At 62.1% G+C, this 12,838-nt stretch carries 12 protein-coding genes; 9 read left to right on the top strand and 3 right to left on the bottom strand.

The window, feature by feature from the left end; all coding sequences use genetic code 11:
* Positions 1-30 precede the first annotated feature (30 nt).
* From BSG08_RS07310 to BSG08_RS07270, 9 genes are all read left to right on the top strand, one after another.
* Complete coding sequence (locus BSG08_RS07310) at positions 31-798, top strand: 5-oxoprolinase subunit B family protein (protein ID WP_093034410.1); 768 nt, start codon at positions 31-33, stop codon at positions 796-798.
* Entirely contained in the window at positions 795-1,823 is a 1,029-nt protein-coding gene (locus BSG08_RS07305) for a 5-oxoprolinase subunit C family protein (RefSeq protein WP_093034407.1), read from the top strand. Before BSG08_RS07310 ends, BSG08_RS07305 begins: the two co-directional genes overlap by 4 nt.
* Positions 1,820-2,593, top strand: a complete 774-nt coding sequence (locus BSG08_RS07300; RefSeq protein ID WP_093034404.1) for a LamB/YcsF family protein — start codon at positions 1,820-1,822, stop codon at positions 2,591-2,593. Before BSG08_RS07305 ends, BSG08_RS07300 begins: the two co-directional genes overlap by 4 nt.
* A gap of 166 nt (positions 2,594-2,759) precedes the next feature.
* Positions 2,760-3,668: a LysR family transcriptional regulator gene (locus BSG08_RS07295; protein ID WP_093034401.1), complete on the top strand. Its 909-nt coding sequence runs from the start codon at positions 2,760-2,762 to the stop codon at positions 3,666-3,668.
* 127 nt (positions 3,669-3,795) lie between these two features.
* Positions 3,796-4,956 carry an ABC transporter substrate-binding protein gene (locus tag BSG08_RS07290; protein WP_093034398.1) on the top strand — a complete coding sequence of 387 codons (1,161 nt, stop codon included), beginning with the start codon at positions 3,796-3,798 and terminating at the stop codon, positions 4,954-4,956.
* Positions 4,957-5,015: 59 nt separating this feature from the next.
* A complete protein-coding gene (locus BSG08_RS07285) occupies positions 5,016-5,996 on the top strand; it encodes an ABC transporter ATP-binding protein (RefSeq protein ID WP_093034395.1) in 981 nt (326 codons plus the stop codon).
* Entirely contained in the window at positions 5,993-6,937 is a 945-nt protein-coding gene (locus BSG08_RS07280; protein WP_093034392.1) for an ABC transporter permease, read from the top strand. The genes BSG08_RS07285 and BSG08_RS07280 overlap by 4 nt, the downstream gene beginning before the upstream one ends.
* Positions 6,927-7,733, top strand: coding sequence for an ABC transporter permease (locus BSG08_RS07275; RefSeq protein ID WP_093034389.1), 807 nt, complete (start codon positions 6,927-6,929; stop codon positions 7,731-7,733). Before BSG08_RS07280 ends, BSG08_RS07275 begins: the two co-directional genes overlap by 11 nt.
* Before the next feature lie 18 nt (positions 7,734-7,751).
* Positions 7,752-9,176, top strand: coding sequence for a gamma-aminobutyraldehyde dehydrogenase (locus BSG08_RS07270; RefSeq protein WP_093034386.1), 1,425 nt, complete (start codon positions 7,752-7,754; stop codon positions 9,174-9,176).
* A 49-nt stretch (positions 9,177-9,225) separates the two neighbouring features.
* Here the strand turns inward: BSG08_RS07270 and BSG08_RS07265 are convergent, their stop codons facing one another.
* From BSG08_RS07265 to BSG08_RS19220, 3 genes are all read right to left on the bottom strand, one after another.
* A complete protein-coding gene (locus tag BSG08_RS07265; protein ID WP_093034383.1) occupies positions 9,226-9,705 on the bottom strand; it encodes a DUF411 domain-containing protein in 480 nt (159 codons plus the stop codon).
* 37 nt (positions 9,706-9,742) lie between these two features.
* Positions 9,743-12,079 carry a heavy metal translocating P-type ATPase gene (locus tag BSG08_RS07260; RefSeq protein ID WP_093034380.1) on the bottom strand — a complete coding sequence of 779 codons (2,337 nt, stop codon included), beginning with the start codon at positions 12,077-12,079 and terminating at the stop codon, positions 9,743-9,745.
* Between the two features lie 358 nt (positions 12,080-12,437).
* Entirely contained in the window at positions 12,438-12,821 is a 384-nt protein-coding gene (locus BSG08_RS19220) for a hypothetical protein (RefSeq protein ID WP_139274543.1), read from the bottom strand.
* Between the last annotated feature and the right edge of the window lie 17 nt (positions 12,822-12,838).

The following is a 12,838-nucleotide window of genomic DNA, read 5'->3' as shown; positions in this document are numbered from 1 at the left end:
CCGCCTGAACATGCCCCAAGGTTTTCCGTCATGACGCCCATCGGCCCTGACCGATCCAGGATCGACCCGGCGCGGGACTGGCCACGGATCCGCACCGTCGGGGTGGACGGGCTGCTGGTCAGTTTCGGCGACCGGCTGAGCGAACCCGCCAACCGCGCGGCACTTGCCTTTCGCGCGGCGCTGGAGCGTGCCGCGCCCGAGGGGGTCGAGGAAAGCGCGACCTCGCTGGTATCGGCCTATGTCCGGTTCAATCCGCTGTGGAACGATCACGCGGCAATGCGCACCGCGCTTGAGGCGATCCTGGTCTCACGCGACTGGTATGATGCGCCCTTGCCTGAGGGCCGCCGGTTGTGGCGTATTCCCACCGTCTATGGCACCGATCTGGCCCCGCAACTGGAGGAGGCCGCCGCCGCCGCGGGGCTGGTGCCCGAGGCCGCGATTGCGTCGCTTTCGCAAAGCCGGGTGCGGGTCCAGACTATCGGTTTTGCCCCCGGCCAGCCCTATCTGGGCGAGTTGGATCCGGCCTGGGACATCCCCCGTCAGAAGGCGTTGACCGCGCGCGTCCCCGAGGGCGCGCTGACGGTTGCGATCCGCCAGATCGTGCTCTTTTCGGTGTCCGCCCCTACGGGATGGCGGCATGTCGGGCAGACCGCCATTCGTCTCTTTCGGCCTGAGGCCGACACCCCCTTCGTGCTGCGGCCCGGCGACGAGGTGCTTTTCGATGCGGTTTCGCCCGAAAAGCTTGCGGCGATGCGCGGGGATCCGGATGGCGGCGCGACCGCGCAGGCCCTCAAATGACCCGGACGCTGATCGTTCATCGCGCCGGGCCGGGACTGAGCATTCAGGATACGGGCCGTCCGGGGTATCTGGGGTTTGGCCTGTCGCGCGGGGGCGCGGCCGACCGGCTGGCGCTTGCTGAGGGCGCGGCGCTGCTGGGACAGGACGAAAGTCATGCAGCGCTGGAAATGGCCGGAATGGGCGGTGAATTCGAGGCAGGTTGCGATCTGCGCATCGCGCTTACCGGCGCGCCGATGCGGGTCAGCATCGACGGCGCGCGCGCGGCATGGAATGCGAGCCACTCGTTGCCTGCCGGCGCCCGCCTGTCCATAGGCGGGGTCGAAGCGGGCTGCTTTGGTTATCTGCATCTGGGTGGAGGTATCGAGACGCCCCTGCTGCTTGGCGCGCGTGCCGCCCATTTGTCGAGCGGTCTGGGGCAGACCGTCGCAGCGGGCGCGCGGTTGCCTGTCGGTACGGATCCGAAGGCTGGCGAAACCGGTCTGACCCTTGCCGTCGAACCGCGCTTCGAGGGTGGTGTGATCCGGGTCGTGCCCAGCCTGCAAACCGATCTGTTCGATCCCGCCGAGCGGGACCGGTTCATGGCAACGACGTTTCACCGCGATGCGCGCGGCAGCCGGATGGGCGTGCGGCTGAATAGCAAGGTTCCGGGGTTTCACAGCGAGGCGGGTCTGAGCGTGCTCTCCGAGGTCGTGGTGCCCGGCGATATTCAGATCACCGGCGACGGCACGCCTTTCGTACTGCTGGGCGAATGTCAGACAACCGGGGGCTATCCCCGAATTGCCTCGGTCCTGCCGTGTGATCTGCCGCGTGTGGTGCAGGCCCCGCCGGGGGCGGCGCTGACATTCCGCCTTGTCGAGCTGGACGAGGCCGTCGCTGCGGAACGCCGCGCCGACGAGCATCGCAGGGGGCTGCGCGCCAATCTGCGTCCGCTGGTGCGTGACCTGCATGACATTCGGGACCTTCTGTCCTATCAATTGATCAGCGGCGTCACCGCCGGGGATGATATCGAACGAGGCCGGACATGACCATCAGCGTGGATCTCAATGCCGATATGGGCGAAAGTTTTGGACCCTGGCGCATGGGCGATGATGAGGCACTTCTGGGGGTCGTCACCTCGGCCAATATTGCCTGCGGGCAGCATGCGGGCGACTGGGACGTGATGGCGGCGACCATGCGTGCCGCCGCCCGCAATGGCGTGGGAATCGGCGCGCATCCCGGTTTTGCCGATCTGCAGGGCTTTGGTCGGCGGCGGATGAGCTTGCCGCTCGACAGCCTGGGCAACCTGGTGCGCTATCAGCTTGGCGCGGCGCAGGCGATGGCGCGGGCGAACGGGGCAACGGTCCGTCATCTGAAGTTGCATGGCGCGCTCGCCAACATGGCGTCCGAGAGCAAGGAGATGGCGCGCGCCTGCTACGAGGCGGCGCTGTCCGTCGCGCCGGAGATCATCGTCATGGTGCTGGCAGGCACCGCGCAACAGGCGGCGGCGGCAGAGCTTGGTTGCCGGACCGCCTGCGAGATTTTCGCCGACCGTGCCTATCGCGACGACGCTACGCTGGTGGACCGGAGCCAGCCGGGCGCGGTCATACACGACCCTGCAACAGCGGCGGCGCGCATGGTCGAGATGGTGCGTGCAGGCGCGATCGTGACCACGAGCGGCAAGCGTATTCCCAGCCGGATCGACACGATCTGCCTGCATGGTGATACGCCCACTGCCGTTGCCATCGCCCGCGCCGTGCGTGGCGCGCTGAACGAGCAGGGCGTCACGCTGCGCATGTTCGAAGGCGCGACCGTCTAGGCTTGGCTCTGAACCGGGCCACAGCCTCCGCTCGTTCTCTGATCGGGGCTATTGTGCGAGGAACGAAGCCCCGGCTTGCGAGAGCGCCGCAGGTCATCGTAATTTATTGAGCAGGATGACATTCAGCCGTAATCTTGCGCCTGATCAATCTGGGCGGGTTGCAAAGATGTCATTCACCATACGTCAGTTGAACTACTTTGTAGCCGTTGCAGAACATGGCTCGGTCAGTGCTGCGGCGCAGTCTCTGTCGATTTCCCAAAGCGCCGTGACCGAGGCGGTTAAAGACCTCGAAGCCGATCTGGGTGTCAAGCTGTTCGACCGACATTCCCGCGGTCTGCGGATCACGCATCGGGGGCATCAGTTTCTGCGGCATGCGACGACGATCCTGTCCGAAGTCTCTTCGGCGCGGGGCGCCTTTGATGACGAGGGTCAGAGCGCGAAGGGCAGGCTACATCTTGGTCTGACATCGCTTGTCGCAGGTTACGTGATATCGGATCTGCTGGCCAAGTATCGCCGGGCCAATCCAAAGGTCGAGATCAGCGCCATCGAGGAATCGAGCGAATATCTGGAACATCTGCTCATTGGCGGCGAAATGGATGTGGCCGTGATGATGACCTCTCCCGTGGCGGAGCGTCATGCGCTTTATGCGGAAACGCTGGATGTGTCGCCTTACCGGCTGTGGATGCCTCTTGGGCATCGTCTGGCCAGTCAGGAGAGCATCAGTCTTTCGGATCTCAAGGATGAACCGCTGATCATCCTGAACATCGACGAGATGGAGCAGGAGACGGTAAAGCTGCTGTCTGTTCTGGGAACGCAGCCAAAGGTTGCCTTTCGGACCCGGTCGGTCGAGGCGGTACGGTCCCTGGTGGCGACGGGGGCCGGGGTGGCGTTGCTGCCCGATCTTGTCTACCGGCCCTGGTCGCTGGAGGGGGACAGGATCGAGGCGCGGGATGTCTCGGGGTCGTTGCCGGTTGTGCAGGTGGGGCTTGTCTGGCGCAAGGGTTCCAGGCTGTCGGCGGCGGCGCGGGAGTTTGTTGCCGTCGCACAAGCCCATAAAATGATAAGCGGGGTATAGCTGCCTGCTATCGAAAAAACCGATAGAACAATTCTGACAATTGAATTTGCGAACGCAACAGGCTTCCCGCAGTCTTCCGCCAGGAATGGGCAGAAGTTGCCAGGTCCACCCATAGGGGAGATTGCGAATGAAAAATGTCTTGAAACCAGGCGTAGCGCTGCTGCTTGGTGTGACGGTGGCCGGTCAGGCCGCTGCCCAGTCAATGGTCATGCAACTCGGCGCGGGCGAAGGGCAGGTCAATATCGTCGCCTGGCCCGGATATCTGGAACGCGGCGAGACCTCGCCCGATTTCGACTGGATCACGAGCTTTGAGAACGCCACCAGTTGCAGGGTCAACGTAAAGACCGCCAACACGAGCGATGAGATGGTCGCCCTGATGAACGAGGGCGGTTTTGATCTGGTCACGGCTTCTGGTGATGCGTCGCTGCGGATGGTCGCGGGCAAGCGCGTGCAGCCGATCAACATCGACCTGATTCCAAGTTGGTCCACGATTGACGACCGGCTCAAGGAAGCGCCCTGGCACTATGTGGACGGTACTCACTATGGGGTGCCATACATGTGGGGGCCAAACGTGCTGATGTATTCGACCGAGGTATTCCCCGAAGCTCCGAAAAGCTGGGATGTGGTGTTCAAGGCGATGGACCTGCCGGACGGCAAACCGAACGCGGGGCGTGTGCAGGCCTATGATGGGCCGATCCATATTGCCGACGCAGCCAACTATCTGATGTATCATCAGCCCGAACTGGGCATCATCTCGCCTTACGAGTTGAACGACGAGCAATATGCCGCAGCGCTTGATCTGCTGCGGGAGCAGCGCAAGATCGTCAGCCGCTACTGGCACGACGCCTTTATTCAGATCGACGACTTCAAGAACGAAGGTATGGCGGCGTCCGGCACATGGCCGTTCCAGGTGAACCTGCTGCAGGCCGACAACACGCCTGTCGCGTCGACCATCCCGCAGGAGGGGGCGACGGGCTGGGCGGACAGCACGATGATGCATGTGGATGCGGCGAATCCCAATTGCAGCTACATGTGGATGGAACATACGCTGGCGTCAAACCTGCAATCGGATCTGTCGGTCTGGTTCGGGGCTAATCCGGCCGTGCCCGTCGCCTGCACGGACGGGCGCGGAATGCAGACCGCCGAGGGTTGCACCAAAAATGGTCTGGACGATTTCGAAAAGATCAGGTTCTGGACAACGCCGGTTTCCGCCTGTGAAAGCCAGGGCGAATGTGTGCCCTACTATCGCTGGGTCTCTGATTATATCGGTGTGATTGGCGGGCGCTAGAGCCGTCCGGACATATCTTAACCCGCCACGGGATGTGGCGGGCATTCTCGGGAAGACCCATGCCATCCGCAATCCGATTTTCCGGCGTCTCGCGTCATTACGGTAACGTGAAAGCCGTCGATGGCGTTGATATGGATATCGCCGAGGGAGAGTTTTTTGCGATGCTTGGCCCCTCCGGTTCGGGCAAGACGACAAGCCTGCGGCTGATCGCCGGGTTCGAGCAGCCGACGGCGGGCGATATCCATATCTTCGGGCATGTGGCGCAGGGGCTTCCGCCCTACAAGCGCAATGTGAATACTGTCTTTCAGGATTATGCGCTGTTTCCGCATCTGAATGTGCGTGACAATGTCGCTTATGGCCTGATGGTCGCAGGTCAGGCAAAGGCGGAGCGTTACCGATCGGCGGAACGCGCCCTGGATATGGTTGCCCTTGGCGGCTATGGCGACCGCAAGCCTTCGGCCCTGTCGGGGGGTCAACGCCAGCGGGTCGCGCTTGCAAGGGCGCTGGTGAACGAGCCCAAGGCGCTCTTGCTGGATGAGCCGCTCGGGGCGCTGGATCTCAAGCTGCGCGAACAGATGCAGGAAGAACTGAAATCTCTGCAGCGCAGTCTTGGCATCACGTTCATCTTTGTCACCCACGATCAGGGTGAGGCGCTGTCCATGGCTGACCGCGTGGCGGTGTTCAACGAGGGCCGGATCGTGCAGACCGGAACGCCGGAGGACATCTATTATCGCCCCGAGGTTCCGTTTGTTGCGGATTTCGTGGGATCCTCGAATGTCCTGCCGCCTGAGATCATGCGCGATATACGGGGGGTCGACGCCTATGGCGCCTTGCGCCCCGAGGCGGTGCGCCGCTGCGACGCAGGGCATGACGCATGGGTGAGGAACGTCAGCTTTCTGGGCGCATCGACGCGGGTGTCCATGCAGGTTCATGGCGTGGCGATGACGATGCTGTTGCCGAGAGGTGCAGAGATTCCGGCGGTGGGCAGCACGATTCAGGTCTGCTGGCAGCAGGACGATCTGCACGTGATGTCCCGATGACCGAACAGAGCGCGATCATGGACCGTCAGGGCGGCTTGATGGGCCGTCTCTCAGATGCGTTGTGGCGCAAGCCGGGGCTGTTGATTTTCCTTCTGATCCTGCCGCCGGCGCTTTGGCTGGGAATTATCTATCTGGGGTCGCTCTTTGCGCTGCTTGCGCAGAGCTTTTTCTCGGTTGATGAGTTCTCGGGGCTGATCCAGTATGAATTCACCCTGAAGACATATCGCGAATTGTTGCGCCCGTCGAATTTCGATATCATCATTCGTACCGTTGTCATGGCCGCCGCCGTCACTCTGGGGGCCGCCATCATCGGTTTCCCGGTCGCCTATTACGCCGCCCGTTACGCGCGGGGCAAATGGAGGGCGATCTTTTACCTGGGTGTTATGCTGCCGTTGTGGTCCAGCTATCTGGTCAAGGTCTATTCCTGGAAGCTGATCCTCGCCAAGGAGGGCATTCTCAACTGGCTGTTCGAGACCTTGCGTCTGGGGTGGCTGCTGAACGCCTATCTGGCAATTCCGGTTATTGGCGGCAATTCACTGTCGGTCAGCACGACAGGTACGTTTCTGGTGTTCCTCTATGTCTGGCTGCCCTTCATGATCCTGCCCATTCAGGCGTCACTGGAGCGTGTTCCGCTTTCCATGCTGGAAGCCTCTGGCGACCTTGGCGCGCGCCCCGCGCAGACGTTTCGTCATGTGTTGCTGCCGCTGGCGCTGCCGGGGGTCATCGCAGGGTCAATCTTTACCTTCTCGCTGACGCTTGGGGATTATATCGTTCCGCAGATCATCGGGTCGTCTCGCCGCTTTATCGGTCAGGCGGTCTATGCCTATCAGGGCACTGCCGGGAACATCCCGCTGGCCGCCGCCTTTGCGGTCGTGCCGATCCTCTTGATGGCGGTCTATCTGTGGATCGCGAAACGCCAGGGGGCATTCGATGCGCTCTGATCGCGCCCCGCTTGGCCTGAAGGTTGCGGCCACCTGCGGCCTCGCCTTCATGCACCTGCCGATCCTGCTGATCTTTGTCTATGCCTTCACGACCGAGGACAAGTCCTATCAGTGGCCGCCGCCCGGTGTCACGCTGAAGTGGTTTGCCGTGACGTGGGGGCGTACCGATGTCTGGGAGGCTCTGGGCCTGTCGCTGCAAGTGGCGAGCATATCGACCGTGATTGCACTGGTCCTGGGCACGCTTTGCGCGGCGGCGGTAAGCCGGACCAGGTTCTTTGGCCGCGAGACGATTTCGCTTCTGGTAATCTTGCCCATTGCATTGCCCGGTATCATCACCGGCATCTCGCTGCGGTCGGCCTTCAATCTGGCCGATATCCCGTTCAGCTTCTGGACCATCGTGCTGGGGCACGCGACCTTTTGCGTCGTGGTGGTCTACAACAATGCGGTGGCGCGATTTCGCCGGGTGTCCGGCAACCTGATCGAGGCGTCGATGGATCTGGGCGCGAACAGTTTTCAGACGTTCCGATATGTCATCCTGCCAAATATTGCGACCGCACTGTTGGCCGGAGGGATGCTGGCCTTTGCCTTGTCCTTTGACGAGGTTATCGTCACCACCTTTACCGCCGGACAGCAGCAGACCCTGCCGATCTGGATGCTGGAGGAACTGGTCCGCCCGCGCGAGCGCCCTGTGACCAATGTGGTCGCGATGGTCGTCGTGCTTGTCACATTTCTGCCGATCCTCGGCGCATATTACCTGACACGGGGCACCGAAACGGTGGCCGGTCAGGGCAAATAACCAAACGGGAGAATCCTGATGGAAACCAAGATGTTGATTGGCGCGTCATTCGAGGCAGGCACGGAAGCGGAGGAAACCGTGTTCAACCCGCGGACAGGCGAGGTGATCCTGACCCTGCCTGAAGCAAATGCCGGGCAGATAGATCGCGCGGTTGCTGCGGCGCGCGTGGCCTTTGCGCCGTGGTCGCGGACCACGCCGGCCGAACGCTCTGCCAGATTGCTGGCGATTGCCGATGCCGTCGAGGCCAACGGCGAAGAACTGGCGCGGCTTGAGGCGCTCAACTGCGGCAAGCCGATCAACGCGGTGCTCAACGACGAAGTGCCTGCCGTGACCGATTGCTTTCGCTATTTCGCCGGGGCGGTGCGCAACATGCACACCTCAGCGGCGGGAGAGTATCTGACGGGGCATACCTCGATGCTGCGTCGCGATCCGATCGGTGTCGTGGCCTCTATCGCGCCCTGGAACTACCCCATGATGATGATGGCCTGGAAACTGGCTCCGGCGTTGGCGGCAGGAAACACTGTGGTCCTCAAACCATCAGAGCAGACGCCACTGACCGCGATGCGGCTGGCGCGGATCATGACCGATATCCTGCCCGAAGGTGTCGTGAACATCGTCGTCGGTCAGGGTGCCAGCGTAGGGAATACCCTGATCAGCCATCCGGATGTGGATATGGTCTCGATTACCGGGGATGTAGCGACCGGCAAGAAGGTGCTGCAGGCCGCATCGAGAACGGTCAAGCGGACGCATCTGGAACTGGGTGGCAAGGCCCCCGTGATCGTGTTCGACGATGCGGATCTGGGCCGGGTCGTCGAAGGGCTGAAGAACTTTGGTTACTACAATGCCGGTCAGGACTGCACCGCCGCCTGCCGGGTCTACGCGGGTTCGAAAATCTATGAGAAACTCGTAGCAGAACTGTCATCTGCGGTGTCCGGCATCGTGTATGACAATGCGGACGACACGCTGAACGAGATTCCGCCGCTGATCTCGATGCGCCAGCGCGACCGCGTCGCCAGTTTCGTCGAACGGACGCGCGAGCACAGGCATATGGAGATCACGACAGGCGGGGGCCTGCATGCAGGAAGCGGCTTTTACTATCAGCCTACGGTCGTGGCGGGTGCGCTCCAGTCAGACGAGATCGTGCAGCGCGAGGTTTTCGGTCCGGTCGTGTCGGTCACCCGTTTCAGCGATCCAGAAGAAGCGGTGACATGGGCCAATGACAGCGACTATGGTCTCGCCTCTTCGATCTGGACGCAGGACGTCGGTCGAGCAATGGATGTATCCGGGCGCATGCGGTATGGCTGCACCTGGGTGAACACGCATTTCATGCTGGTCAATGAAATGCCCCATGGCGGGTTGAAGCAATCCGGTTATGGCAAGGATCTGTCGATGTATGCTCTGGAAGACTATACAGCCGTTCGGCACGTGATGATCGCCCACTGAGGCCAGGAGGCGGGGCGACAAGGCGCCGGTGACCCCCACTCTTACCCGCTCAGGCGGCTTCATATCGGGAGAACACTTCGGCACTGCCGTTCCGGCGGATGAGGAACACATCGTAGGCTTCGCGTTCGCTTTCCGGACCCATGCCGGGTGAACCGTAGGGCATTCCGGGCACGGCGAGGCCGACGACGTCGGGGCGCTCGTCAAGCAGGCGACGGATATCGGCAACCGGGACGTGGCCCTCGATCATGTAGCCCTCGGCCCGCGCGGTATGGCAGGAGGTCATCTCCGGCGGGATGCCGTTATCCGTCTTGTAGCGCATGAGCAGGGTTCCGGCGGTCGGTTCGGTCGTTACTGCGAAGCCGTCATTTTCGAGTATCCCGATCCAGGCTGAGCAGCAGCCACAATTCGGGTCTTTCAACACATGGACCGCCGGTCCGGCGCCTTGTGCCAGCGCCCGCATGGGCGATGTCGCCAACAGTGCCGTTGCGCCGATCAGGACCGTGCGGCGCGATAGAATGTCTTGGGTCATCTGAGGTCCTTTCCTGTTGGAACGTAGCAATATCGGGTCATAGGTCAATCCGCCCGAGCCGCAGGGCGTTCGCGATCACCGAGACGGAGGACAGGCTCATCGCCGCCGCCGCGATCATGGGCGAGAGCAGAAGGCCGGTGGCCGGGTAAAGCAGCCCCGCCGCGATGGGCACGCCAAGTGCGTTGTAGGCAAAGGCGAAAAACAGGTTCTGTTTGATATTGCGCAGGCTGGCACGGGCCAGCTTGCGGGCTCGCACGATCCCCATCAAGTCGCCGCCGAGCAATGTAATCCCGGCGCTTTCCATCGCCACATCCGCGCCCGTGCCCATGGCGATGCCGACATCGGCGGCGGCGAGCGCAGGCGCGTCGTTCACCCCGTCGCCGGCCATCGCGATTTTGTGGCCATCACGGCGCAACTGGTCGATCAGTTCCTTCTTGGCCTCGGGCAGGACACCTGCGCGCACCTCGTCGATCCCAAGCTTGCCTGCCACCGCCTGCGCCGTGCGTTCGTTGTCGCCGGTTGCCATGATGACCCGCAGCCCCTGGGCATGCAGTTCCCTGATCGCCTGCGCGGTGCTGTCCTTGATCGGGTCAGCCACCGCCACCATGCCTGCAAGCACGTCATCGACTGCAATGAACATGGCTGTCTTGCCTTCTAAACGGAATGTGTCGGCCTTTTCTTCTGCCGCACCCGTATCCAGTCCCATCTCCCGCATCATCGCAGCATTGCCGAGCGCCACCGAGCGTCCGCCGACCTTGCCACGCACGCCCTTGCCAGTCACCGCTTCGAAGTCCGCAGCGTTTTGCCGGTTGGCGCCCTTTGTCTCTGCCCCCTCGACGATCGCCTCGGCCAGCGGATGTTCCGAGCCGCGTTCCAGCGCTGCGGCGAGAGACAGAAGGTCGGCTTGCGTAATATCAGCAAGAGCAACGGTATTCGTCAGTTTCGGCTTGCCCATGGTCAGGGTGCCGGTCTTGTCCACGATCAGCGTATCGACAGCAGCCATGCGTTCGAGCGCCTCTGCATCCTTGATCAGCACACCCGCCTGCGCGCCCCGTCCCGCCGCCGTGGTGATCGAGATCGGTGTCGCCAACCCGAGGGCGCAGGGACAGGCGATGATCAGCACGGACACCGCCGAAGCGATGGCAATGGCCAGTGCAGGGTTCGGCCCAACGGCCAGCCAGACGAAGAAAGCGACGATTGCGATGACGACCACGGTCGGTACGAATACCGCCGACACCCGGTCGGCCAGCCCCTGGATCGGCGCGCGGGAGCGCCGCGCGTTCGACACCATCGCCACGATCTGTGCGAGCACCGTGTCCGCGCCGACCTTGCCCGCCTCGATCACGAGGCTGCCGTTCTTGTTGATCGTGGCCCCGGTCACCGCATCGCCCGGACCTTTCTCAACTGGCATCGATTCGCCGGTCAGCATGCTTTCGTCCAGCGAGGATCGGCCCTCGATCACCGTCCCGTCGACCGGGACTGCATCGCCGGGGCGCACCCGCAGCCTGTCGCCCTCCATGATGTTCTCCAGCGGCGCGTCGTATTCCGATCCATCGGGCAGGATGCGTCGGGCGGTCTTGGGCGCCAGATCCAGCAGCGCGCGGATCGCGTCGCCGGTGCGCTCGCGCGCGCGCAGTTCCAGAACCTGCCCGACGAAGACCAGTGCGACGATCACCACGGCCGCCTCGTAATAGGTGCCGACGCCGTGGTCCATCCTGTACTGTTCCGGAAAAATTCCGGGCAGGAAAGTGGCGACGAGCGAATAGAGCCAGGCCGCCGCCACGCCGAGGCTGATCAGCGTCCACATATTGGGGTTGCGGTTCACCATCGAGTCCCAACCACGCCGGAAGAACGGTAATGCCGCCCAGAGGATGATCGGCGTCGCCAAAAAGAACTCCAGATAACTGGCGCTCTGATGCCCTATCCAGTCACGCACCGGCAGGGCGACCAGTTCACCCATTGTCAGGACGATGAGGGGCACTGCCGCCGCGGCCGAAATCCACATCCGGCGTGTGAAGTCGGTGAGTTCCGCGCTGGGTTCGTCCGAGGGCAGCAGCGGTTCCAGCGCCATGCCACAGATCGGGCAGGACCCCGGCGCATCGCGAACGATCTCCGGGTGCATCGGGCAAGTGTATTGTACATTTGCAGAGGCAGGCTTTTTGCGCCCGACAGCCCGGCCCGAGGCGTAGAACCATGGATCGGCCTCGAACCTGATTTTACATTTCGTAGAGCAGAAATGAAAGGTCTCGTCCCGGAAAACCGCCTGATACCCGTCGGGTTTGACTGCAACTGTCATCCCGCAAACCGGATCCTTTGCCGTTTCGCCCTCGTCCGGAATGTCGGGCGCTGCGTGGTGATGATGATCGTTTTCCATGGTCTGAAAACCTTTCTGGTATAGCCTCACAGGTGGGCGGTCATGCGGTCAGCCAACTCACGCTCCACCGACTCGGCAACAAGGTGGAATTCCTTGCCCCCGTTGTTCATGTGAAACGGCAGGGTCCAACCATTCAACGTGATCACCGGATTGTAATCCAGCCCGGAAGAGCGCCGGGGCGAGATCTGGGTTGCGCCGCCACGACAGGAAGGGTTGCAGGCTCGTAAGCGCAGGCGACCAAAGCAGCGGCCGACGTTCTCGAAAGAAGATGGATTTTCATGTGGAGCTGCCCTGAATTGTGAACTTCGGATTTACGCATGAATATGCGCAAGATAACGACCCCAACACGGGGCTTGTCTCATATCAGGTTTCGAGGCGGGCGTATTAAACCGGCCGTCTCGATAGAGCCTGCCTCGTCGTGCTGCAACACGAATGCGGCACTTGCACCATATTCGGAGAGAGCCGATGTGGTTTCGTCAAGAGCATCGGTCAGGTAAATACCATTGCAGCACTTGCCCGGCGGATGGTTATCAGAGTTGTCCGGATGCGCTTGATGGTCGTCGGTTGAACTGTCGGACTGAAACAGACAATGTGCTTGCTGCGTGTTCTCATGTTCGGACAGGGCCGCGACGGGATGATGTTCACTGTGTATTCCCGATGCGGCATGCGATATTGTGGGCGGAAAAGGCACCAGCACGACAGAGAGCAGAGAACATATCAGTGTTCTGAAGCGTGCAGCCATGATGCATTTCCAAGCCA

Origin of the sequence: Roseovarius azorensis (genome assembly GCF_900109455.1) — a bacterium.
GTDB classification, from domain to species: Bacteria; Pseudomonadota; Alphaproteobacteria; order Rhodobacterales; family Rhodobacteraceae; genus Roseovarius; species Roseovarius azorensis.
The sequence above is the reverse complement of the archived record's forward strand: the minus strand, read 5'-3'. Positions and strand labels throughout refer to the sequence as shown.

Coding starts and splice junctions, on each gene's coding strand:
- BSG08_RS07310 (WP_093034410.1), top strand. CDS start 31: ATGACGCCCATCGGCCCTGACCGATCCAGGATCGACCCGGCGCGGGAC.
- BSG08_RS07305 (WP_093034407.1), top strand. CDS start 795: ATGACCCGGACGCTGATCGTTCATCGCGCCGGGCCGGGACTGAGCATT.
- BSG08_RS07300 (WP_093034404.1), top strand. CDS start 1,820: ATGACCATCAGCGTGGATCTCAATGCCGATATGGGCGAAAGTTTTGGA.
- BSG08_RS07295 (WP_093034401.1), top strand. CDS start 2,760: ATGTCATTCACCATACGTCAGTTGAACTACTTTGTAGCCGTTGCAGAA.
- BSG08_RS07290 (WP_093034398.1), top strand. CDS start 3,796: ATGAAAAATGTCTTGAAACCAGGCGTAGCGCTGCTGCTTGGTGTGACG.
- BSG08_RS07285 (WP_093034395.1), top strand. CDS start 5,016: ATGCCATCCGCAATCCGATTTTCCGGCGTCTCGCGTCATTACGGTAAC.
- BSG08_RS07280 (WP_093034392.1), top strand. CDS start 5,993: ATGACCGAACAGAGCGCGATCATGGACCGTCAGGGCGGCTTGATGGGC.
- BSG08_RS07275 (WP_093034389.1), top strand. CDS start 6,927: ATGCGCTCTGATCGCGCCCCGCTTGGCCTGAAGGTTGCGGCCACCTGC.
- BSG08_RS07270 (WP_093034386.1), top strand. CDS start 7,752: ATGGAAACCAAGATGTTGATTGGCGCGTCATTCGAGGCAGGCACGGAA.
- BSG08_RS07265 (WP_093034383.1), bottom strand. CDS start 9,705: ATGACCCAAGACATTCTATCGCGCCGCACGGTCCTGATCGGCGCAACG.
- BSG08_RS07260 (WP_093034380.1), bottom strand. CDS start 12,079: ATGGAAAACGATCATCATCACCACGCAGCGCCCGACATTCCGGACGAG.
- BSG08_RS19220 (WP_139274543.1), bottom strand. CDS start 12,821: ATGGCTGCACGCTTCAGAACACTGATATGTTCTCTGCTCTCTGTCGTG.